This window comes from Aeromonas aquatilis, from assembly GCF_054052405.1.
Window position 1 is genome coordinate 16,323 of sequence record NZ_JBSTYP010000046.1, and the last position, 21,142, is coordinate 37,464.

The 21,142-nt window shown below is 57.0% G+C and carries 20 protein-coding genes; 16 read left to right on the plus strand and 4 right to left on the minus strand.

The window, feature by feature from the left end; genetic code table 11:
• The first annotated feature begins 1 nt into the window (after window position 1).
• The 3 genes from ACW5W8_RS17080 to ACW5W8_RS17090 all read left to right on the plus strand — a co-directional run bounded on the left by ACW5W8_RS17080 (window position 2) and on the right by ACW5W8_RS17090 (window position 3,805).
• Entirely contained in the window at window positions 2-1,417 is a 1,416-nt protein-coding gene (locus ACW5W8_RS17080) for an FAD-dependent oxidoreductase (RefSeq protein ID WP_042056188.1), read from the plus strand.
• A gap of 343 nt (window positions 1,418-1,760) precedes the next feature.
• Entirely contained in the window at window positions 1,761-3,056 is a 1,296-nt protein-coding gene (locus ACW5W8_RS17085; RefSeq protein WP_005337380.1) for a DEAD/DEAH box helicase, read from the plus strand.
• A gap of 98 nt (window positions 3,057-3,154) precedes the next feature.
• On the plus strand, window positions 3,155-3,805 hold the full coding sequence (locus tag ACW5W8_RS17090; protein ID WP_498629015.1) for a DUF2913 family protein: 651 nt from the start codon (window positions 3,155-3,157) through the stop codon (window positions 3,803-3,805).
• A gap of 94 nt (window positions 3,806-3,899) precedes the next feature.
• On the opposite strand, the gene ACW5W8_RS17095 is transcribed toward ACW5W8_RS17090, so the two are convergent.
• From ACW5W8_RS17095 to ACW5W8_RS17105, 3 genes are all read right to left on the minus strand, one after another.
• A complete protein-coding gene (locus tag ACW5W8_RS17095; protein WP_005350974.1) occupies window positions 3,900-4,139 on the minus strand; it encodes a FeoC-like transcriptional regulator in 240 nt (79 codons plus the stop codon).
• Window positions 4,136-6,409 carry a Fe(2+) transporter permease subunit FeoB gene (feoB, locus tag ACW5W8_RS17100; protein ID WP_498629017.1) on the minus strand — a complete coding sequence of 758 codons (2,274 nt, stop codon included), beginning with the start codon at window positions 6,407-6,409 and terminating at the stop codon, window positions 4,136-4,138. The genes ACW5W8_RS17095 and feoB overlap by 4 nt, the downstream gene beginning before the upstream one ends.
• Window positions 6,410-6,537: 128 nt before the next feature.
• Window positions 6,538-6,765, minus strand: a complete 228-nt coding sequence (locus ACW5W8_RS17105; RefSeq protein WP_005337384.1) for a FeoA family protein — start codon at window positions 6,763-6,765, stop codon at window positions 6,538-6,540.
• Window positions 6,766-6,884: 119 nt separating this feature from the next.
• On the opposite strand from ACW5W8_RS17105, the gene ACW5W8_RS17110 reads away from it, so the two are divergent.
• The 10 genes from ACW5W8_RS17110 to ACW5W8_RS17155 all read left to right on the plus strand — a co-directional run bounded on the left by ACW5W8_RS17110 (window position 6,885) and on the right by ACW5W8_RS17155 (window position 17,222).
• Window positions 6,885-7,214, plus strand: a complete 330-nt coding sequence (locus tag ACW5W8_RS17110; RefSeq protein WP_421314519.1) for a translation initiation factor — start codon at window positions 6,885-6,887, stop codon at window positions 7,212-7,214.
• 246 nt (window positions 7,215-7,460) lie between these two features.
• Window positions 7,461-8,018, plus strand: a complete 558-nt coding sequence (locus ACW5W8_RS17115; protein ID WP_058053785.1) for a TMEM165/GDT1 family protein — start codon at window positions 7,461-7,463, stop codon at window positions 8,016-8,018.
• Between the two features lie 165 nt (window positions 8,019-8,183).
• Window positions 8,184-9,122, plus strand: a complete 939-nt coding sequence (locus ACW5W8_RS17120; protein ID WP_498629020.1) for a DUF2157 domain-containing protein — start codon at window positions 8,184-8,186, stop codon at window positions 9,120-9,122.
• Window positions 9,115-10,119: a DUF4401 domain-containing protein gene (locus tag ACW5W8_RS17125; RefSeq protein ID WP_498629022.1), complete on the plus strand. Its 1,005-nt coding sequence runs from the start codon at window positions 9,115-9,117 to the stop codon at window positions 10,117-10,119. Before ACW5W8_RS17120 ends, ACW5W8_RS17125 begins: the two co-directional genes overlap by 8 nt.
• On the plus strand, window positions 10,116-10,634 hold the full coding sequence (locus ACW5W8_RS17130; protein WP_498629024.1) for a GDYXXLXY domain-containing protein: 519 nt from the start codon (window positions 10,116-10,118) through the stop codon (window positions 10,632-10,634). The genes ACW5W8_RS17125 and ACW5W8_RS17130 overlap by 4 nt, the downstream gene beginning before the upstream one ends.
• A 71-nt stretch (window positions 10,635-10,705) precedes the next feature.
• Window positions 10,706-11,452, plus strand: coding sequence for a substrate-binding periplasmic protein (locus ACW5W8_RS17135; RefSeq protein ID WP_498629025.1), 747 nt, complete (start codon window positions 10,706-10,708; stop codon window positions 11,450-11,452).
• Between the two features lie 130 nt (window positions 11,453-11,582).
• A complete protein-coding gene (locus ACW5W8_RS17140; protein WP_498629027.1) occupies window positions 11,583-12,329 on the plus strand; it encodes a substrate-binding periplasmic protein in 747 nt (248 codons plus the stop codon).
• A 139-nt stretch (window positions 12,330-12,468) separates the two neighbouring features.
• A complete protein-coding gene (locus ACW5W8_RS17145; protein WP_498629030.1) occupies window positions 12,469-13,224 on the plus strand; it encodes a substrate-binding periplasmic protein in 756 nt (251 codons plus the stop codon).
• Window positions 13,225-14,400: 1,176 nt separating this feature from the next.
• The gene (locus ACW5W8_RS17150; RefSeq protein ID WP_498629032.1) at window positions 14,401-15,447 is read left to right on the plus strand and encodes an SIR2 family protein; all 1,047 of its coding nucleotides are present in this window, start codon (window positions 14,401-14,403) and stop codon (window positions 15,445-15,447) included.
• A complete protein-coding gene (locus ACW5W8_RS17155; RefSeq protein ID WP_498629034.1) occupies window positions 15,444-17,222 on the plus strand; it encodes an ATP-binding protein in 1,779 nt (592 codons plus the stop codon). Before ACW5W8_RS17150 ends, ACW5W8_RS17155 begins: the two co-directional genes overlap by 4 nt.
• Window positions 17,223-17,405: 183 nt before the next feature.
• Here ACW5W8_RS17155 and cysS read toward each other — a convergent pair whose 3' ends face one another.
• A complete protein-coding gene (cysS, locus tag ACW5W8_RS17160; protein ID WP_498629036.1) occupies window positions 17,406-18,782 on the minus strand; it encodes a cysteine--tRNA ligase in 1,377 nt (458 codons plus the stop codon).
• Between the two features lie 212 nt (window positions 18,783-18,994).
• Between cysS and ACW5W8_RS17165 the strand changes: the two genes are divergently transcribed.
• The 3 genes from ACW5W8_RS17165 to lpxH are packed head-to-tail and all read left to right on the plus strand — an operon-like array spanning window position 18,995 to window position 21,007.
• On the plus strand, window positions 18,995-19,492 hold the full coding sequence (locus ACW5W8_RS17165; RefSeq protein ID WP_033115878.1) for a peptidylprolyl isomerase: 498 nt from the start codon (window positions 18,995-18,997) through the stop codon (window positions 19,490-19,492).
• Window positions 19,482-20,279 (plus strand): DUF4269 domain-containing protein, encoded by a 798-nt coding sequence (locus ACW5W8_RS17170; RefSeq protein ID WP_498629038.1) that lies wholly within the window; start codon window positions 19,482-19,484, stop codon window positions 20,277-20,279. Before ACW5W8_RS17165 ends, ACW5W8_RS17170 begins: the two co-directional genes overlap by 11 nt.
• The gene (lpxH, locus tag ACW5W8_RS17175) at window positions 20,276-21,007 is read left to right on the plus strand and encodes a UDP-2,3-diacylglucosamine diphosphatase (RefSeq protein ID WP_498629040.1); all 732 of its coding nucleotides are present in this window, start codon (window positions 20,276-20,278) and stop codon (window positions 21,005-21,007) included. The genes ACW5W8_RS17170 and lpxH overlap by 4 nt, the downstream gene beginning before the upstream one ends.
• The last annotated feature ends 135 nt before the right edge of the window (window positions 21,008-21,142 follow it).

A 21,142-nucleotide genomic window follows, 5' to 3' on the forward strand; every position in this document is an offset into this window, starting at 1 on the left:
TATGAGCCAGAACGTATTTCAGTTTATCGATGTCCAGCGGGTCGACCCGCCCAAGAAGCCGCTCAAGATCCGCAAAATCCAGTTTGTGGAGATCTACGAGTCCTTCAATCAGCCACAGGTACAGATGCAGGCGGATCGCTGCCTCGAGTGCGGCAACCCCTACTGCGAGTGGAAGTGTCCGGTCCACAACTACATCCCCAACTGGCTGAAACTGGCCAAAGAGGGGCGCATTCTGGAGGCGGTTGAGCTCTCCCACCAGACCAACAGCCTGCCGGAAGTGTGCGGTCGGGTCTGCCCGCAGGATCGCTTGTGCGAGGGCTCCTGCACCCTCAACGATCGCTTCGGCGCGGTGACCATCGGCAATATCGAAAAATACATCACCGACAAGGCGTTCGAGATGGGCTGGAAGCCCGATCTCTCGAACGTGGTCAAGACCGGCAAGCGGGTCGCCGTCATCGGTGCGGGCCCTGCGGGTCTTGCCTGCGCCGACGTGCTGGCTCGCAATGGCGTCACCCCGGTGGTGTTTGACAAGTATCCGGAGATCGGTGGCCTGCTCACTTTCGGTATCCCCTCCTTCAAGCTGGAAAAAGAGGTGATGCAGCGTCGCCGCGAGATCTTCCAGGGGATGGGCGTGGAGTTTCGTCTCGAGACCGAAGTGGGCAAGGACATCACCTTCGCCGATCTGCTCGGCGAGTTCGATGCGGTCTTCCTCGGGGTCGGCACCTACAAGTACATGAAAGGCGGCTTTGCCAACGAAGAGGCGCCGGGCGTCTATGATGCCCTGCCCTACCTCATCGCCAACGCCAACCGCTTGCTGGGGTTCGAGAAGGCACAAGCCGACTACATCGACTTCGCCGGCAAGCAGGTGGTGGTGCTGGGCGGTGGCGATACCGCCATGGACTGCGTGCGGACCGCCATCCGTCAGGGGGCTGACAAGGTGATCTGTGCCTATCGCCGCGACGAGGAGAACATGCCGGGATCCAAGCGGGAGGTGAAAAATGCCCGCGAGGAGGGGGTTGAGTTCATGTTCAACCTGCAACCGGTGGCGGTCGAGCTGGATGCCAACGGTCGCACCGTCGGCATCAAGGTGGTGAGCACCGAGTTGGGTGAACCCGATGCCAATGGCCGCCGCAATCCGGTGGTTATCGAAGGCTCCGAGCAGGTGCTGGCTGCCGATGCGGTGGTGATGGCATTTGGCTTCCAACCCAACCCGCAACCCTGGATGGCAGAGTTCGGCATCGAGCTCGACAACCGGGATCGCATCAAGGCGCGCGAGCAGGCGGAATATGCCTTCCAGACCAGCAACCCCAAGGTGTTCGCCGGTGGCGACGCAGTACGTGGCTCCGATCTGGTGGTGACCGCCATCTACGAAGGGCGCAAGGCAGCCGAAGGGATCATGGACTATCTGGCAGTCTGATCCGACCGGCCAAGGCCGTGATGATCTTTCACTATCAGCCCCGCCAATGCGGGGCTGATTTTATATCCGCGCGCCCCAGGCGTTCACACGCTCCCGACTATAGATGCAGACCATCCCACGCAGTGGCTTGCGATGGCTGCGACACAGGTCCGCCACTACGCGAAAAACTCCAACCATTTGAAGCAGAATTTGTGACGTCTATCTGTTACACTTCGCGCCCGCCATTTTCCGGCTCACTCTCTGACTTGATGTCAGGCGCAGCCGTCGGTGGTTACAACCTCCGTCTCGCTCATGCCGAGCTAACCAAGCCAAACACAGCCCAGCTGGAACACAGGAACCCATTATGAGATTTGAATCGTTCGATTTTGCCCCCGAGATTTTGCGTGCTGTCTCAGATTGCGGTTATCAGGAGATGACCCCTGTGCAGCAACAGGCGATCCCGGCCATTCGCCGTGGCCGCGACGTGCTGGCCAGCGCCCAGACCGGTACCGGCAAGACCGCCGCCTTCGCCCTGCCCATCTTGCAGCGTCTGGTAGACAATCCGGCGCCGGTCCAGCCTTCCAACGCCCGTGTGCTGATCCTGACCCCGACCCGCGAGCTGGCGGCTCAGGTGGCGAGCAACATCAATGACTTCGCCAAGTATCTCGATATCACCACCATCACCATCGTCGGCGGTGGCAAGCAGGACGTGCAGGCCAAGAAGCTCAAAGCGGGCGCTCACATCATTGTGGCCACCCCGGGCCGTCTGCTGGAGCACCTCACCGCCTGCAACCTCAGCCTCTCTGGCGTCGAGTGTCTGGTGATGGATGAAGCGGATCGCATCCTCGACATGGGCTTCAGTGCCGATGTGCAGAAGATCCTGCAAGCGGTCAACAAGACCCGTCAAAACCTGCTCTTCTCCGCCACCTTCTCCGACGCGGTGAAGAAGCTGGCCAACCTGATGCTGGATCGCCCGCAGATCGTCAGCGTCAACAAGCAGAACTCCACCGCCGATACCGTCAGCCACACCGTCTATCCGGTCGAGCAGAAGCGCAAGCGCGAGCTGCTCTCCGAGCTGATTGGCAAGCAGAACTGGCAGCAGGTGCTGGTGTTCGCCAGTACCCGCGAGAGCTGTGATGTGCTGGTCGAGGAGCTGAACCTCGACGGCATCAAGTCCGCCGTTGTCCATGGAGAGAAAGCCCAGGGCAACCGTCGCCGCGCCCTGCGCGAATTCATGGAAGGCAAGGTACGGGTACTGGTCGCCACCGAAGTGGCCGCCCGTGGTCTGGATATCCCGGATCTGGAATACGTGGTCAACTACGATCTGCCGTTCCTGGCGGAAGATTACGTGCACCGCATCGGCCGTACCGGTCGTGCCGGCAAGCGCGGCATGGCCATCTCCTTCGTCAGCCGTGAAGAGGAGCGAACCCTGCTGGAGATCGAGGCCCTGATCGGCCAGAAGATCCGCCGCATCATGGTGCCGGGCTATGAAGTGAGCAGCCGTGACGAGCTGATCAAGCAGTTGCAGGAGCGTCGCCGCTTCGGCAAGCGCCCGCAGCGTGAAGATAACGCCGTGGCCCAGGTGATGGCCGAAGCCAAGCTGCAGGGTCAGCGCCTCAAGCGTCTGGCCGCCGCCAAGAAGCCCCGTCAGCCGAAATAAGGCGGGCAGTTGCTCTATTGAACCGCAAAGGCGCCACTGGCGCCTTTGCCATCTCTGTCATCGGTGTTGACCCCTGGTGGTCAACTGAAGGATTGCTTATGACCTCTCCGACCTACAATCAGGCCCTGCTCGAGATGGCCACTCAAAGCCTGGCCGAACTGGCCCGCACCGCCGAGCAAAAGGCGGGCAAGCGCGCCCCGGCGCAAGAGAGCCACTTTCTCTGCACCTGGATGGCCGACTCCCTCAAGGAGAAGCGCTTCTCTCGTATGGTGATGGAAGATTTAAAAGATTGGGTGCAACTTGGCCGCACCCTGGGCGCGGGAGCCGATCTCAAGGGATTGCTGGAGCGCATCTCCTTCCAATACCAGTGCGCCATGACCAATCCACAGCAGCTGGGTGCCAAGCTGGCGGCGCTGCTGGATGAGCTCACAGCAGCAGGCTGGCTGGTGCTGACCGAGAGCGAAGTGAACGCCAAGCTGCGCCTGCAATCGGGCGGTCAGGCGAGTCTGGTAATAAGCCACAGCGAGTATCAGGGCCACATCGAGGGCGGTGAGCTTGTCAAACCCCTCACCCTCTATGTGCGCGGTGATGAGAAGGTGCTGGCCGAGGCCGCCTTCAAGCACGGTCTGCTGCTGAGTCAGGGCAACAAGAAAACCACCCTGGTCAAGCACCACAAGGCCTACCGGCTGATGCCGGACAACGCCCAACCGGCGCTGGCACTGCTGAGCGAGGCTCGCCAAGGCGCCTGATCCCGCCTGTTTTCAGCAATAAAAACGGCAGACCCTTGCGCAGGATCTGCCGTTTTTTATTGTTCGATCTTTGGTGATGAGGTTGGGTTGTCGTTTAGCGGATCTTGATGCCAATCTGGCCCGCGTCACACCACTCGAACATCACCTCTTCGCTCTTGCCGCAGCAACTGCCACCACAGACCCGGCTTTCGCGCTTGATGACCCGTCCCTTGCGCATCCAGACGCCGAGCATGGCCTCCACCGCATCTTCCGAGGTGTGGAAGTGGCGAGCCAGATCACGCCGGCTCACCTTCTGCTGCGCGGCGAGGTAATCCCCCAGCTCGCGCAGGATCATAAGGTCACCACCTTGCGGGCGACGATGTCACCGTGACGACGACCGGCCCACCAGAGCAGTACCAGAGAGAGGCCGTAGCTGACGATCCAGAACAGGCTCTGCTCCGGATGAGCGGCAAAGGTCGCGACCTGATAGAAGAGGGTCGCGCACATAAAGGCCATATAGTTGCACCATACCGCCGTCATCAGCGCCCACTGGCGGCCGGTTTCCCGCACCAGCGCGCCCATGGCTGCGGCGCAAGGCATGTAGAGCAGCACGAACAAGAGGTAGGCAAAGGCACCGGCCGCCCCGTCGAAGTGGGTCTGCATGTTGCCGTAGGTGGAGACATCGACCTCCTGCGCCTCGGCAGCAGCTTTCTGGTCGTCGAGGTTGCCAACATCAAGCCCCATGGGGTCGCTCGGGTTGATCTCGGCCAGATTGGTCGCCACGGCGTCGATCGCCTCGTGGAAGCTGGCCACCAGCGAGAACTCGCTCTCCTCCTCTTCACCACCACCAGCACCGGCGTAGAGGCTGTTGAGGGTCCCCACCACCGCCTCTTTGGCGAAGATGCCGGTGACGATGCCGACCGTGGCCTGCCAGTTGTCATCGCGCACGCCGATGGGGTGCAACACAGGCGTCACCGCCTGACTGATTTTGCTCAGCACCGAGCTCTCCTGCTCCTGATGGCCGAAGCTGCCATCGGTGCCCAGGGAGTTGAGCACGCTCAGCACGGCGACCACCAGCACGATAGTTTTACCGGCGCCAAAGACGAAGGATTTGAGCTTCTGCCAGGTCTTGATGGCAACGTTGACCGGCCGCGGCCACTCGTAATCCGGCATCTCCATCACCATGGAGTCGCTCTTGCCCGGCAGCAGGGTGCTGCGCAGCAACAGGCCGGTGAGCACCGCCACCAGAATGCCGATGAGGTAGAGACCGAACACCAGGTTCTGGCCCGATTCCGGGAAGAAAGCCACCGCAAACAGGGCGTAAACCGGCAGACGGGCACCGCACGACATGAAGGGGGCCATGGCGGAGGTCATCAGCCGCTCCCGCTCGGAGTTGAGGGTACGGGTCGCCATCACCGAGGGGACGGTACAGCCAAAGCCCATCAGCATCGGCACAAACGCCTTGCCCGGCAGGCCGAGGCGGCGCATCAGGGCATCCACCACGAAGGCGGCACGGGCCAGATAGCCGGAGCTCTCCAGCACCGCGAGGAACAGATAGAGGCAGCCAATCACCGGAATAAAGGTGGCCACGGTCTGCAAACCAACGCCGAAGCCGTCTGCCAGAATGGCGCCCAACCACTCGGGGGCATTGACCAGCCCCAGCAGGTGGTGCACCCCATCGACAAACAGGGCGCCGCCCATGATGTCGAAGAAGTCGATAAAGGCGCTGCCAACGTTGATGGCAAACAGGAACATCAGGTACATGACAAACAGGAAGAAGGGGATGCCAATCCAGCGATTGAGCAGCACCCGATCCAGCCACTCGCTCTGTGCCTCGGTAAGCTTGCCCTTCTGCTGACGCGCCTGTTGTACCCACTGGTGGATATGGCCATAGCGGATATCTGCCAGTTGCAGGTCGATATCCTGCCCCTGATGGGCGCGAGCAACTACATTGGCGGCGGCCGCCTGCTGACCGGGCAGCAGGGTCTCCTGCATCACCGCATCCTCTTCCAGCAGGCGCAGGGCGCGGCCACGGGTAGTGAGGTGATGCGGGGCGAGCAGGGTCTCCAACTCCGCCAGATCGGTTTCAAGTGTATGACCGTAATCGAGCTGCAAGGCGGCTTGCGGCTGACCGATAAACTGCCGGATCTGCTGCTTGAAGGCGGCAACCTGCTTACTGTTGTGGGCAGAGAGGGCCACCACCGGGCAACCGAGGGATTTGCCGAGCTTGCTCTCGTCGATGACGATGCGGCGTTTTTGCAGGATATCCAGCTTGTTGAGCACCACCACCATAGGCAGGCCCAGTTCGCGCAGTTGCAGCGTGAGGTAGAGGGAGCGCTCCAGATTGGCGGCGTCGATGACGTTGAGCAGCAGGTCGGGCTGTTGGCCCTGGGCAAAACGGCTGGCGATCTGCTCGTCCAGACTGCCATCCTGACTGGCCAGGCTATAGATGCCGGGCAGATCCATCAGCTTGAAGTGATGCTCACCCGCGCTGAACTCACCCATCTTCTTGTCGACAGTGACCCCGCTCCAGTTGCCCACTTGCTGGCGGGCACCGGTCAGGGCGTTGAACAGGGAGGTCTTGCCGCTATTGGGGTTGCCGACCGTTACCAGAGAATAATTCATACCAGCTCTACCTCTATTTTCTTCTGAACCCGCCGCGTGCGTGTGGCAAGCCACTTTGCAGGTTCGACTTCTTGTCTCTGAACCGCTCCCGGTGACTTTCTTGACCTGAGCGGTAGCCGAGCAGGGGGTTATACCGGCTCGACTTCTATTTGCTGTGCCAGGCTCTTTTGCATGGAGAGACAGATCCCCTGACACTGGATCTGGAGCGGGTCCCCCAAGGGGGCGGATCGCAGATAGATGACTTCAGTCTGGGGCAACAGGCCCATCACCATCAGTTTGCGGCGCAGCGGCCGGGCCAGCTGGTTCATATTCTTGATGCGAGCACTCTGTCCCGGCGACAACTGCGTGAGTACCATGACTGACTCCTGAAGTTAAACAATAATAATTCGCTTTTACTTGGGGCATTATAAGCTGTGTCTTCAACTTTTATTTGAGTAAAATCAAACTCCGCTTAGCTAACCCATAAAGTATTGCCATGAGTCACGACAACAACAGCCGCCTCGTTTACAGCACCGATGGCGGCATGATCAAGGAGCAGAACGCTCCCCAATCCGCCTCCCCCTTCCCCACCGACGGCACCGTGCGGATTCGCCGCGAGACCAAGGGGCGCAAGGGCGCCGGGGTGATCACCATTCATGGCGTACCCGCCGATCAGCAAAAATCCCTGGCAACCCTGCTCAAGAAGAAATGCGGCACCGGTGGCGGCATCAAAGAGGGGGTGATCGAGATCCAGGGGGATAAACGGGACCTGATCAAGGCCGAACTGGAGAAAGCCGGTTTCAGCGTCAAGCTGGTGGGTGGCTGATCCCCTTGTCACCCATGCGGTTTTTCCCTAGAATGCCCGCTCCCATCGAGGGGGAGTAGTCTCGCATACCGTATCGACACCGGTCTGCGACCCTGATCAACATACTTGGTGCCAACTCACCATGGTCAGGGTGATCCATGCCAATCATGGATTTGACAAGACCTTTGACGGGCCAGTGCCAATACCGGGGACGGATGGCGCAGGCTTGTCTTTGGTTTATAACAATTCCGTCCCCCGGTCATTTTTATGGAAGCCTTGTTAACCTCAACCCTCAGCGTCGCCATTGCCGAAATCGGCGATAAAACCCAGCTGTTGGCGTTGCTGCTCATCTGCCGTTTTCGCAAGCCCTGGCCCATCATCGCCGGCATGCTGGCGGCTACCCTGCTCAACCATGCGGGTGCCGCCTGGATTGGCGAGTTCATCAGCCGCTGGCTCGATCCCAAGATAATGACCTATCTGGTCGCCATCGCCTTTATCGCCATGGCTATCTGGATTTTGGTGCCGGACAAGATGGATGACGAGGAGAGCTCGCTGGATAAATACGGCCCCTTTATGGCCACCTTCGTGCTCTTTTTTATTGCCGAGATTGGTGACAAGACCCAGATCGCCACCGTGCTGCTGGCCGCCAAATATGACTCGCTGGTGCAGGTCATTACCGGTACCACCCTCGGCATGATGCTGGCCAACGTGCCTGTGGTGCTGATCGGCAAGCTGGGGGCAGACAAGCTGCCACTCAAGGGGATCCGCATCGCCTGCGCCATCCTCTTCGTCGGCCTCGGAGTGAGCACCCTGATCTTCGCCTGATGGCCCGAATCCGCTGACCAAGCCCTCCCCTGTGGAGGGCTTTTTTGTTTGCAGCTTTGTCTATTGCGTAATCCGCTGTCGCAACCACCAGCCGTAGAGCCAAGGGGCAGTGCACGGTTGCGGGTGCCTCATGCCATAATGGGGCAAACCTCGTGGAGTCCCCCCATGCACAACGTATCAAGAGAGACGCTTCTCGAATGGGTCAAACAGGGACGGCTAGCGCCAGAGAAGCTGGCGGACGCCCTGACCCTCGCCGATCTTCCCCCCCATCCGGTGCGCTGGCAGTGGCTGTTTGACCGGCTGCTGCTCTGGCTCGGCGCCATCTGCATCGGGGCTGGACTGGTCTTCTTCGTCGCCTTCAACTGGCATGAGTTGGGCCGGGTCTCCCGCCTCGCCCTGCTGGAGGCACCGCTGCTCGCCATGCTGCTTCTGCTGTGGCGCAAACCGCTGGGGGATACCCCCCGTCAGGCACTGCTGCTCGCCATCGCCCTCAATATCGGCGCCCTGCTGGCGCTGGTGGGTCAGACCTACCAGACCGGCGCCGATCCCTGGCAGCTGTTCGCCACCTGGGCGCTGATGCTGGTGCCACTGGCGGTATTTGGCCAAAGCCCCCTGCTCTGGACCTTGAGCTGGCTGCTCGGCCAGCTGGCGCTGGTGCTCTACTGGCGGCTCGGTTTGTTCACGTTCTTCTTTACCTTCGATGAAGAGGGATTGGGCTGGTGCCTTACCCTGCTCAACGCCGCCCTCTGGGGTCTGCTTCTGCTGGCACCAAACCGCTGGCGCCTGATGCCAAGCTGGCTGGCGGGTCTGGCTGCCGGTCTGGGAGCTACCCTGCTCACACTGCTGGCGCTGTTTGATGCCGCCTCTGCGCTGGTGTGGCCGCTCTGGCTTGGCTGGCTCGCTGCGGCCTATGCCCTTTGGCATCACAGATTTATCGCCGGACTCGCCATGGGGTGCCTCAGTCTGATTGCCGTCATCCTCGCAGCGCTGGGCAAATGGATGGAGCCCGACATCAATGGCTTCTTGCTGCTGAGCCTGATCGCCATCGGCCTTTCCGTCACCGCCGCCCGCTGGCTGCAACAACAACGGAGGTCTCATGAGTGATCTGACCCTTTGGCAAGCACTGCAACAGGCCAATCTGGTAGAGGGGGAGATGCCCCGTGACACCCAGCCTCACTGGTCGAGCCGCTTTCTGCTGGGGCTGGTGGGCTGGATTGCCGCCCTGTTCCTGCTCTTTTTCCTGTTTCTCACCTTCGAGCAGCTGACCCGCGAAGCCAATAGCGCCCTGCTGCTGGGTGCCGTGCTGCTGGCGGGGGCCTACGCCCTCAACCGCAGCCAGCGCGGCGATCTCTGGGATCAATTCGTGCTGGCCCTCACCCTGGCGGCCGATGCCTGGCTGCTCTATGGCCTGCTCGATCAGCTGGACCTTCATCACGCCCTGCTCTGGTTTGGGTTGTGCCTGCTGTCGCTCGCCATCGCCGTGCTGTTCGATCACTGGCTGGTGCGGCTGTTTCACAGCGTGGCGGCGGCCCTGCTGCTCACCCTTGGCCTCGCCTGCCTCGGGCTGCAACTGCTGGCCCTGCCGCTGGTGATGGCGGCCATTACCTTCTGCTGGCTGCGGGCAGATAGGGATCCAGAGCGCCACCAGCTCTACCACTCCATCACGTTGGGGCTGGCCCTCTCGCTGCTGGTGCTGGGCCGTCTGCACCACCCGCTGTGGGACGGCGGCAGCAGCGTGCTGGACGAACTGGGGCTGTCCCGCCTGCCGCTCTGGCTCAATCCCCTGCTCTGCGCCGCCCTGCTGCTGGCGGTGATGGTGAAGCTGAGGCTCCCTCTGCTGTTTGGCCTGCCGCTGGTGCTGATCAGCGCCGTTATCCCCGGCATGGGGGCAGGCGCACTGGTGCTGATCCTCGGGTTTTATGCCGGCAGTCTGGGGCTGATGACCCTCTCGGCCCTGCTGCTGCTCGGCTATGGCTCGCTCTATTACTACGATCTGGGGCTCACCCTGATGACCAAATCCTGGCTGCTGCTGGGCTCCGGCATCCTGCTGCTGGGTGCCCGCCAGCTGCTCACCACCTTCGCGGCAAGGAGCGATTCATGAAACCTGTGACCCGACAGCTCGCCCTGTTGCTGAGCGGCCTCGCCATCCTGGCAGGCATCAATGCCACGGTCTGGCGCTATGAGCACGCCATGAGCAGCGGCGAAGTGGTGCTGCTGCGGCTCGCTCCGGTCGATCCCCGCTCCCTGATGCAGGGGGATTACATGCGGCTCAACTATGAAATTGCCCGCGAGCTGACCAGCCGCGACGCCCGTACTACTCAAAACAAGGGCAGCGACACCCTGGTGATCCGCCTCGATGCCCATCAGGTGGCCAGTCTGGTGGCCGATGGCAAACCGGATCGGCTCGCCAGCGATGAGCGGCTATTGCAAGTGCACCAGAGCGAGCGGCAGTGGCAGATCGGCCCCGATGCCTACTTCTTTGAAGAGGGCACGGGAGAGCAGTACCAAGCGGCCCGCTACGGCGAGTTCCGGCTGCAAGCGGATGGCAAGACCCTGCTGGTGGGGCTGCGGGATGAGGCCTACCAGCCCATCGGGCAGATCCGCGCCCGCTGGTAACGGCAGTGAGTGGCTATTTACTCTGTTCATGGTCACACTCAAGGGAAGGTTGATCGCTAAGGATGTTCCCAATGAGGATATGGCTGATCTGTCATCTGTTGCTGCTCTGCTGGGCCTCGACGGCCCGGGCTGATCTGGGCAAGCTCGAGTACCTCACCGAAGAGTACCCCCCCTACAACTTCAGCGATCCGCAAGGCCAGCCCACCGGCCTTGCGGTCGATCTGCTGCAGATGATCTGGCAACACCGCGGCGTGACACCCCAGCCGGTGCGCATCCTGCCCTGGGCGCGAGGTTATTACTTGCTAACCCAGAAGCCCAACGTGGTACTCTTCTCCACCGCCCGCACTCAGGCCCGGGAGGGTCTCTTCAAGTGGGTATGCCCCATCGGCTACTCGGAGTACATACTGCTGGGCCGCAAAGCGCAGAACATCACCCTGACCGCCTTCGATCAGATGAGTCAGTACAAGATCAGCGCGGTGCGCTCGGACGCCGCCGAACAGCTGCTACTCAACAACGGCATGGATGACAACAACATCATCCCGGCCAACCGCCTGTCGCAGGGGTTGAAGATGCTGCTCTCCGGCCGCGCCGATCTGCTCGCCACCAGCAAGCTGGCGGGATATGACGCCATCCGCGAACTGAAGCTGAGCAGCGACGACTTCAACGTGGCCATGGTGCTGAGCGCCGAGCAGCTCTGCTACGCCTTCAGCCGTCAGGTGCCCGACAGCGAGATCACCCTCTTTCAGCAGGGCCTGACCCGCGCCCTCGCCTCGGAAGAGTTTCGCAAATTGCAGGCCAAATACCTGCCGGTGCGCTGAGCACTCACTCACCCGATGGGCAGCAGTTCGCTGCCCATTTTATTGATGAAAGATGCAATAGAGGTGGCTAGCTATTCCCGCCGCAAGCAGTCAAACTGGGCTACATAGTTGATTGCGAAGGATCTTTCCCGTGCGGACATGGCACCTACCTCATCTGCTACTGCTCTTGTGGGCCACCTTCGCGCAAGCCGATCCAGGCAAGCTCGAGTATCTGAGCGAAATCTCTCCCCCGTTTAATTTCAGCGACCAGCAAGGGATGCCGACCGGATTGTCGGTGGAGCTGATGCAGCTTATCTGGAAAGCGCGGGGCGTGTCGCCCCAGCCAATCCGCATTCTGCCCTGGGCCCAGGGCTACAACCTGCTGCAACAAAAAACCAATGTGGTGCTGTTTGCAACCGCCCGCACCCCGCAGCGGGAGGCGCTCTTCAAGTGGGCCTGCCCCATCGATCACTCGGAATTTGTGCTGCTGGGGCGCAAGGCGGACAACATCACCCTAGGCTCCGTGGCCGAGATCAGCCGCTACAAGGTCGGCGTGGTGCGCTCCACCGTCTCCAAACAACTGCTGCTCGAACGCGGTATCGATGAACGCCAGCTGATGCTGGCCAATCGCCTCACCCAGGCGGCCAAAATGCTCACCTCAGGTCGCGCCGATCTGTTTGCGACCAACAAGCTGGCGGGCTATCAAACTCTGCTGCAGCTCGGCTTCAAGCCTGACGACTTTCATGTCGCCTTCGTGCTGGATGCCAGACCGCTCTGCTACGCCTTCAGCCGTCAGGTGCCCAACAGCGAGGTCGCCCTCTTTCAGCAGGCGCTGACCCAAGTCGTCGCCTCGGCGGATTTCTCGGCCCTGCAAGCCAAATACCTGCCGCTGCGCTAACGCCCCGATCGCCGCCGACATAGGGCGCAAGATGGCGGCATGCGCCCGCGCTTTTTTGCCAAACATGCTCCGTCGCCTTGGCGAAATCGGCCAGCTTGGTCACACTTGAGCAGATATTCCCTTGATCAGGATGGCAAAAATGAAACCATGGATTGGATTGGCCGGGGCACTGCTGGCCACCCTCGCACAGGCGAGTCCTGAGCTCGGCAAACTGCACTACATCACCGAAGAGTACAAACCCTACAACTACGCCGATGCCAGCGGTGCCCCCACCGGCCTCGCGGTCGAGCTGCTGCAACTGGTGTGGAAAAAGACCAATACCCCGGCGCAACCCATCACCATCATGCCCTGGGCGCGCGGCTACTACCTGCTGACCCAAAAGCCCAATGCGGTGCTCTTCTCCACCGCCCGCACCCAGGCGCGCGACCCCCTGTTCAAGTGGGCCTGTCCTGTCGGCTATATCGAAGTCGTGCTGGTAGGGTTGGCCCAGCGCAATATCACCATCAGCAAGCTCGACGATGCCAAGGCGTTCAATATCGGGGCGGTGCGGGCCGATGTGGGGGAACAGCTGCTGCTCAACAACGGCTTTGACGAGACCAGGCTGATGACTGCCAATCGGCTATCACAGGCGCTGAAGATGCTCACATCCGGCCGAGTTGATCTGCTGTCAACTCACAAGACCACCATGGAGATGCTGGTCGCAGAGCAAAAGATCGACCCAGCCAGCTTCAAGGAGCAGTGGGTGCTGAGCTCGGAGCAGCTCTGCTTCGCCTTCAGCCATCCGGTGAGCGACGAGCTGGTCAAGGAGTTCCAGACCGGCTTGACCCAGGTGCTGGCGAGCAGCGAATACCCGCTGCTGCACAGCAAATACTTCCCAACCCCCGCCGCCAAATAGCGGCGCTGCATCGAACGCCAACAACAAGGGGCCCACTGCGGGCCCCTTCGTTTTTTACCGTTTGCGCTCCTCTCTTTTTACCGTTTGCACTCCCCTCGCGGCGTCACCCCACCGCCCTGCCACTGCCAAGCCCCGACAACCAACAACTAATCGCTAATTAATAAAAGTTTGTGCCAGCGCAAAAAACCACTCCTTTCTGATAGTTAGCTCATCAAAACCATAGATAAGACCACTCTGGCTCCGTAATATGGCGACGGGCGTCTGTTGACCCCTTTTCCGAGATCAATGGTCAACGGCGCAATCTGGTAGCGACAGTCAGGGGCGGTAGCGACTTTAGCGTAGGGTCGATTAGCGAAGCGTAATCGTCCGCGGTAACCGTCCCCTCTCCCCTTGCGGGAGAGGGCTAGGGTGAGGGGTCGGTAACGTCATTGCTTGGCGAAATATCGCCGTCTAATTGGCATGGCTTCGCCATGCAGGACACGAGGACTCCGTCCTCGACGGGGTTTCGCCGCCGCTACGCGGCTTGGCGAGTGACTTTGGAAAGACCCAAAGTCACCAAAGGTCTAATCCCCCACTTGTTCGCCCTCCTGCGTCGGGTTCCCTCGGTTCACCCGTTTGTCCCACGGCACGCGCCGATGGGCTTTGACCTTCACCATCCCTGGCGTCGGTCAAAGTCCGCTGCGGACATCCTTGTCCTTGCGCCAAACCGGGGCGAGCGTTGCTCGTCCAATTCCGATTTGGCCCCTGGCCCCGCGGCGCTCGCTCGGCGTCCTGCCTCGCCGCCTAGACAAACGGGCTCACCTCGGCGAACAACAGGGAGAAAAAACTGAATCCTTAACCCCGAGGCCAACCTAACAATTCTTACTTATTCGGGGAATGGTTTTGCATTGAGGGCACGACAATTAGCATTTAGCCAAGACCTAACGTTACTTCTCGAACGACCAATTACAAACTACTAACGCTTTAATAACTTACATTCCCTTGTTATTTTATTAGGATTTAAAAATTCCTGACCAATTCAACGTTAAAGATATATACGAGCAGAATTTAAACTTCCTAATTGGCGCTGGAGCATCACATGGTTTTTTACCAACTTTAGCTTTAGAAATTAAAGATGAAAATGGTCAAAAACATACATTTGAAACATTAGCTAAAAAATTTGAAAACAGTAATGAGATGAGAGCATTGCTTTTTATGCTGTATTATAAAGAGTGTATAAAACCTGGCTTACCATATGTATACCCTAAGGGGGTTCCTGCACCACCTAAGACACCACAAAAAGAGAGCGTCATCAGTGAATATAAGCATTTCATCACAACATTGATTCATATCTTAAATAGACAAAAAAACTCCGCAAAAAAATCCAATATATTTACCACGAATTATGACAATTGCTTTGAAACTGCCAGTGAGGAGTTACTAGCTGAGCGTACAGCTCAGTTTTATGTCAATGATGGGAGTATAGGGTTTCAAAAGAAAATTTTTCATACTCGGAATTTTAACAACCGCCTTGTCAATAAAGGTGTTTTTGAACGATACGATCAAATCCTTCCTCAAATAAATATCCTACATGCTCATGGATCCGTTCATTGGGAAAAAGGAGACAGAGATAGTGACATCGAGATTAATTATGGCACAAGCAATTACAGCATCACATTTAAAGAAGATGAAAATGAGATAATTTCCACCTTCAAAGCAATCCTATACAATGAAGCCAAAACAAATGTTGATTTGCTCGACTTTGAGCTTGGTACGGATTTAACACCACTAAATATCAATGATTTTTGGCAAAGTTACAACAAAATCCCAATTGTTAATCCAACAAAATGGAAATTTCATGAGACCGTTTTTGAAGAGGCTTACTATCAAATTCTGCGCTATCTAAGTTATGAATTAGAGCGACCGAATTCAGTGCTAGTTACGTTTGGTTTCTCTTTTGCTGATGAGCATATACTTACCCTAGTTCAGCGTTCCTTGTCTAATCCATCTTTAACAATGTACGTGTCGTGTTTTAACAAGCCGGAATTAGAATGGATGAGGGATAAATTCAATGGATATCCAAATGTAAAGTTCATTTATTCAGATAGTGAACCACTTAGTTTTAGCCATTTTAATAAAACGGTTTTCACCCTAAGTAGACCAAAGGGAGAAAATGGTAAAGATACGACGAAGCTACCTGCTGAAATGAGAGAGGAAGCTGAAGAGTTAGGTGATGAACTATGAGCATTGCTATCGGTGAAGTGATCTCAGTCAGGGGAACAAATATAATTGTCGAACTCTACGAGGAGTCCAATAAAGAAACTCTTTTCTATAATGGAGAAAAATTCAATGGCGTATCAATTCAGGAGTTTATATCAATCCGCAGAGGGTTCAAAGATATCGTTGCAAGAGTTCAAGGTGAATACCTTGATGAGAGAGTAAGGGATGAGGAAAACAATTGCTACATTCGTAAAATTGAGCTAGTACCTATTGGATATTTCCACTTCGATAATTTCCATGAAGGTATCAAACACTTGCCAATGATTCGTGATATTGCTTATCTAATGAATGATAGTCAGGTCAAATCACTCTTTGGCAAACCAGATGATAGATTTATTGTCGGTGAGACTCTTACTGAAGAAGTCCCTATATCACTTCCTTGGGCTAAGCTATTCAATACTCATATAGGCGTATTTGGAAATACTGGCAGCGGTAAATCAAACACACTAACAAATTTATACACAACACTATTTACAAACAAACTGAATAACTTCAAAGGAAAAAGTAACTTTGTTGTGATAGATTTTAATGGTGAGTATACAAATAAACAGCTGATTTCTGACATAAATTTCAAGGATGTATATCAATTAGACACTCGTACTGAAGATGGGAATAAGTTCCCCATAGTAAATGATGTATTTTGGGATGAAGAGATTTTTGGTATTTTATTTAAGGCAACCGAAAACACACAAAAGCCTTTCTTGAAGAGAATAGTTTCTGGAAGAAATAAATACATAGGGAACCATAATAGCCTATTCAAATATATTAATAAAACACTTGAGCGAGCATTAACAAGTACTGCCCCCAAAAAGGAGTTTGTAGATTTAATAAATGAAATAGCAAAAATCATAGACTCAAAACCATTAAGCCAATTATCTGATCAGATGGCTTGGCAAGGAAAGGATGGTCCATTATATTTTCCGAATAAGCCCAAGCCAAATTACATTAATGGAGGAGAGCATGACCCTGCATACATTGCACATTGCAAGAACATCATTGACACTATAAATATTGGTCAACTTTCACCCTTTGATGAATTGAGATTAAGAGTCAATGTCCAACTTCTTTCTGACCTTGTCAGCGGTTATGTACAGTTTGATCATATTCAACCTCTATTAAAAAGGATGGAGGCATCTTTAACTGCTCTGACTAGAGTTTTTACCGTAGGTCAAGCTCTACCATCAGAAAAGTTATTGACTGTTATATCTCTCCGAAAGACAAACCAAGAAATAAAGAAAATACTACCTCTATTACTTGCAAAATATTATTATGAAGCACATAAACAAAAAGTGATAAATCAAACACCGCCTCACCATACTTTTCACATGATTATAGATGAAGCTCACAATATTCTTTCGACACAGTCAAATAGAGAAAATGAAACCTGGAAGGATTATCGACTGGAGTTATTTGAAGAAATCATTAAAGAAGGTAGGAAGTTTGGGTTTTTCATGACTTTGTCAAGCCAAAGACCTGCTGATATTTCACCTACGATCATGTCCCAACTACATAACTTTTTCATCCATCGCTTAGTGAATGATCGAGATCTAAAATTACTTGAGAATACGATTAGCTCACTCGATGATTTATCAAGGCAGATGATACCTAACCTAGCAAAAGGATGTGCTGTTATAACTGGAACATCCTTTGACATTCCAATGGTTGTTCAGTTCAACGAAATGGCTGAGGGTAATAGACCCGACAGCGATGATATTGATATTGAAACTCTCTGGGGGTAAGTGGATTTGACCCCATAGATCCGACACCATTCCGTGGCATATTTTTGCAAAGGTTGTGGATGTTCGAAAAGAGGGAAGGCTATCTGCCCTCAGACAGGCCAATAAAAAAAACCGCAGCCCAAGGGCTGCGGTTTTTTATTGGCTCAACCTGTTGGCACCAGACGCCAACAAGGCCAACCGTCCTTAGGCACGGCGCCAGCTGGTCTTGCCAGCGCTATCTTCCAGCACGATACCCATCTCGGTGAGACGGTTGCGGGCGGCATCGGCAGCAGCCCAGTTCTTGTCGGCACGGGCCTGATTGCGCTCGGCGATCAGGCGCTCGATTTCGGCAACCTCTTCGTCCGCTTCGTCACCCTTGAGGAAAGCCTCGGGATCTTGCTGCAGGATGCCGAGCACGGCGCCCAACTCGCGCAGACGGGCGCCCAGCGCAGCGGCAACGGCCATGTCTTCACCCTTCTGGCGGTTGATCTCGCGCACCAGATCGAACAGGGCGGAGTAGGCTTCCGGGGTGTTGAAGTCGTCGTCCATCGCATCAACGAAGCGCGCCACCTGCTCGTCGCCACCGGCAGCAGCGGCCACTGGCAGATCGCGCAGGGCGGTGTACATCCGCTCCAGCGCGGCGCGAGCTTGCTTCAGGTTATCTTCCGAGTAGTTGAGCTGGCTGCGGTAGTGGCCAGACATCAGGAAGTAACGGACGGTTTCGGCATCAAAATGGGCCAGCACATCGCGGATGGTGAAGAAGTTGCCAAGGGATTTGGACATTTTCTCTTTATCCACCATCACCATGCCGCTGTGCATCCAGGTGTTGACGTAGTCGCCACCGTGGGCGCAGCAGGACTGGGCGATCTCGTTCTCGTGGTGCGGGAACTGCAGATCGGAGCCGCCGCCGTGGATGTCGAAGTGGTTGCCAAGGTGCTTGGAGTTCATGGCGGAGCACTCGATGTGCCAGCCAGGACGGCCCGGGCCCCAGGGGCTTTCCCAGGTCGGCTCGCCGGGCTTCGACATCTTCCACAGCACGAAGTCGAGGGGGTTGCGCTTGGCATCGACCACGTCAACGCGGGCACCGGCTTGCAGTTGCTCCAGATCCTGACCGGAGAGCTTGCCGTAGTCGGCGTAGGATTCGACGATAAACATCACATCGCCGTTATCCGCCACATAGGCGTGCTCTTTTTCCAGCAGGGATTGCACCAGCTCGATGATCTCTTCGATGTGCTGGGTAGCGCGCGGTTCGATATCCGGGCGCACCATGCCGAGGGCGTCGAAGTCGGCGTGCATGTCGCCAATCAGACGCTCGGTCAGCTCGTCGCAGGTCACTTGGGTCTCGGCGGCACGCTTGATGATCTTGTCATCCACGTCGGTGATGTTGCGCACGTAGGTCAGGTCGTAACCTGCGTAACGCAGGTAGCGAGCCACCACATCAAAAGAGACGAAGGTGCGGCCGTGGCCGATATGACAGTGATCGTAGATGGTGACGCCACACACATACATGCCCACCTTGCCCGGGTGGATAGGTTTGAATTCTTCTTTTTGACGAGTGAGTGTGTTGTATATCTTCAGCATCTTCTAACCACTGCCTGTGAGTAAAATGGTTGGTCATAATACCCCGTTCAAGGGCAGAAAACGAGGCAGAAAACATGGCCAATCCCGCCTGCCAGCACGGTTACGGCGCCAGAGAGACTATGCCGCCAGCCCCTGATGGGCTAGAATTGCCACCACTTTATGCCATACACCTGCGGGCACTTCGTCGTCCGCATCAAATGAAAGGACATATCATGGTCACTCTGCACACCAATCACGGCGACATCACCCTCACCCTGAACGCTGAAAAAGCCCCGGAAACCGTGGCCAACTTCCTGCAATACTGCCGTGACGGTCACTACGACAACACCATCTTCCACCGCGTCATCGACGGCTTCATGATCCAGGGCGGCGGCTATGCTCCGGGCTTTGAAGAGAAAGACACCCGCGCCCCTATCAAGAACGAAGCGGCCAATGGCCTGTCCAACAAGATCGGCACCATCGCCATGGCTCGCACCATGGAGCCGCACTCTGCCAGCGCCCAGTTCTTCATCAACGTGAACAACAACGACTTCCTCGACTTCAAATCCGCCACCACCCAGGGCTTCGGCTACTGCGTATTCGGTGAAGTGACCGCCGGGATGGACGTGGTCAACAAGATCAAGGGCGTCAAGACCGGTAACTACGGCCGCATCCATCAGGACGTTCCGACCGAAGACGTGGTGATCACCAAGGTGACCCTTGCTGACTGATCTCTGCCGACTCGGCACTGACAAAACTGCGGCCCCGGCCGCAGTTTTTCCATCTGCCTCCCCCACTGCCAGCCCAAACTGGCGCCGCCTCGACTATCTGGCCCACGGCAACCCGCGCCAGCGCTCGGCCCACGCCCTGCTCACCGCCGGTGTGTGGGATGAGCTGGCAGCTCAGTGCGCCGATATGGCGCTGGTGAGCACGCTGGCCATCGGCCTCGATCGACCGGGCAGCGATCTCGATATTCTCTGCCAGCATGCTGATCCGGCGGCGTTTGCCGCTACTTTTGCAGAGCAAGGTTGGCAGGCGAGCCACAAGGGCGACAATATCTGGCTGCTGGAGCGCACCTTTGCCTGCCTCGACCTGCACATTGCCAATAGCAATAACCGCATCGCCAGCTGGCCACTGGAGCTGTATGTCACCGACGCCCCCATCGAGACGCAGAATGGCTGGCGCCACCTCACCCTGATGGCGGCCCTGCTAGAACGTTTTGGTGATGCCTTTTACCGTGACGTGCTGCATCTGCGCCTTGAAGAGGGATTGAAAGGGGAAGCGGCCATGTGCCGGTTGCTGGGTCTGGCGGGCGATCCTTATGAAGCGCTGCTGACGCTGGAGGGACGCAATCTGGCCGAGCTGGCATGGCAGCCGCCATCCCGTGACGGTATGCATACACCCGTTGGCGCAGCAGCGATGGCACCCGCTGCGCAATATTCGTCCCCTGTGTTTTCTACTGTCTCTGCCACCCCCGTTTGCCCTGTTTCGACCGAGAGCCCGACCCCCACATCATGAGCACCCTCTTTATCAGTGACATTCACCTCTCTGCCCAGCGGCCCGATATGACCGCGGCATTGGTGCGCTTTCTCGAGCACGACGCCCCCGGCGCCGATGCCCTCTATGTGCTGGGGGATCTCTTCGAATTCTGGATTGGCGACGATGACCCCAATCCGCTCCATCAACAGATAGCTGACGCCTTCTTGGCCCTGAGCCAGCAGAACGTGCCCATCTACTTTATCCACGGCAACCGCGACTTTCTGCTGGGCCAGCAGTTTGCCAAGCGCGCCGGAATGACCCTGCTGGGGGATCCTTGCGTTATCGAGCTCTATGGGGAGCGGGTAGTGCTGAGTCACGGCGATCTGCTCTGCACCCTGGATGAGGGGTATCAGAAGTTTCGCCGCATCACCCAGCTCAAGTGGCTGCGCTGGCTCTTTTTGCGGTTGCCGCTCGCCCGCCGTCAGGCCATCGCCTGCAAAATGCGCGGCCAAAGCCAGATGGAGAACGCCCACAAGAGCCAGATCATCATGGATGTGACGCCAGCGGCAGTGGACGACACCCTGCGCGCCCACGACTGCCGAATGATGATCCACGGCCACACCCACAGACCCGCCATCCACGACGTCACCCTCGATGACCAGCCCGCCCGCCGCATCGTGCTGGGTGACTGGTTCGAGCAAGGCTCGGTGCTGGTCTGCCGCCCCGGCGAGCAGCGGCTGGAAATGCGGGCGCTGGCAGAGGCTTGATAGCCCGCCAGTCCGGTTGACCACCAAGCGCCGGTCCCCCATAACTGAGGTATCCTGATTTTCACAGACAGTCCCGATTGTTACGATGAGACAATCGGGGGTATTGAATGAAATCGAGAGAACACTATTCACCAG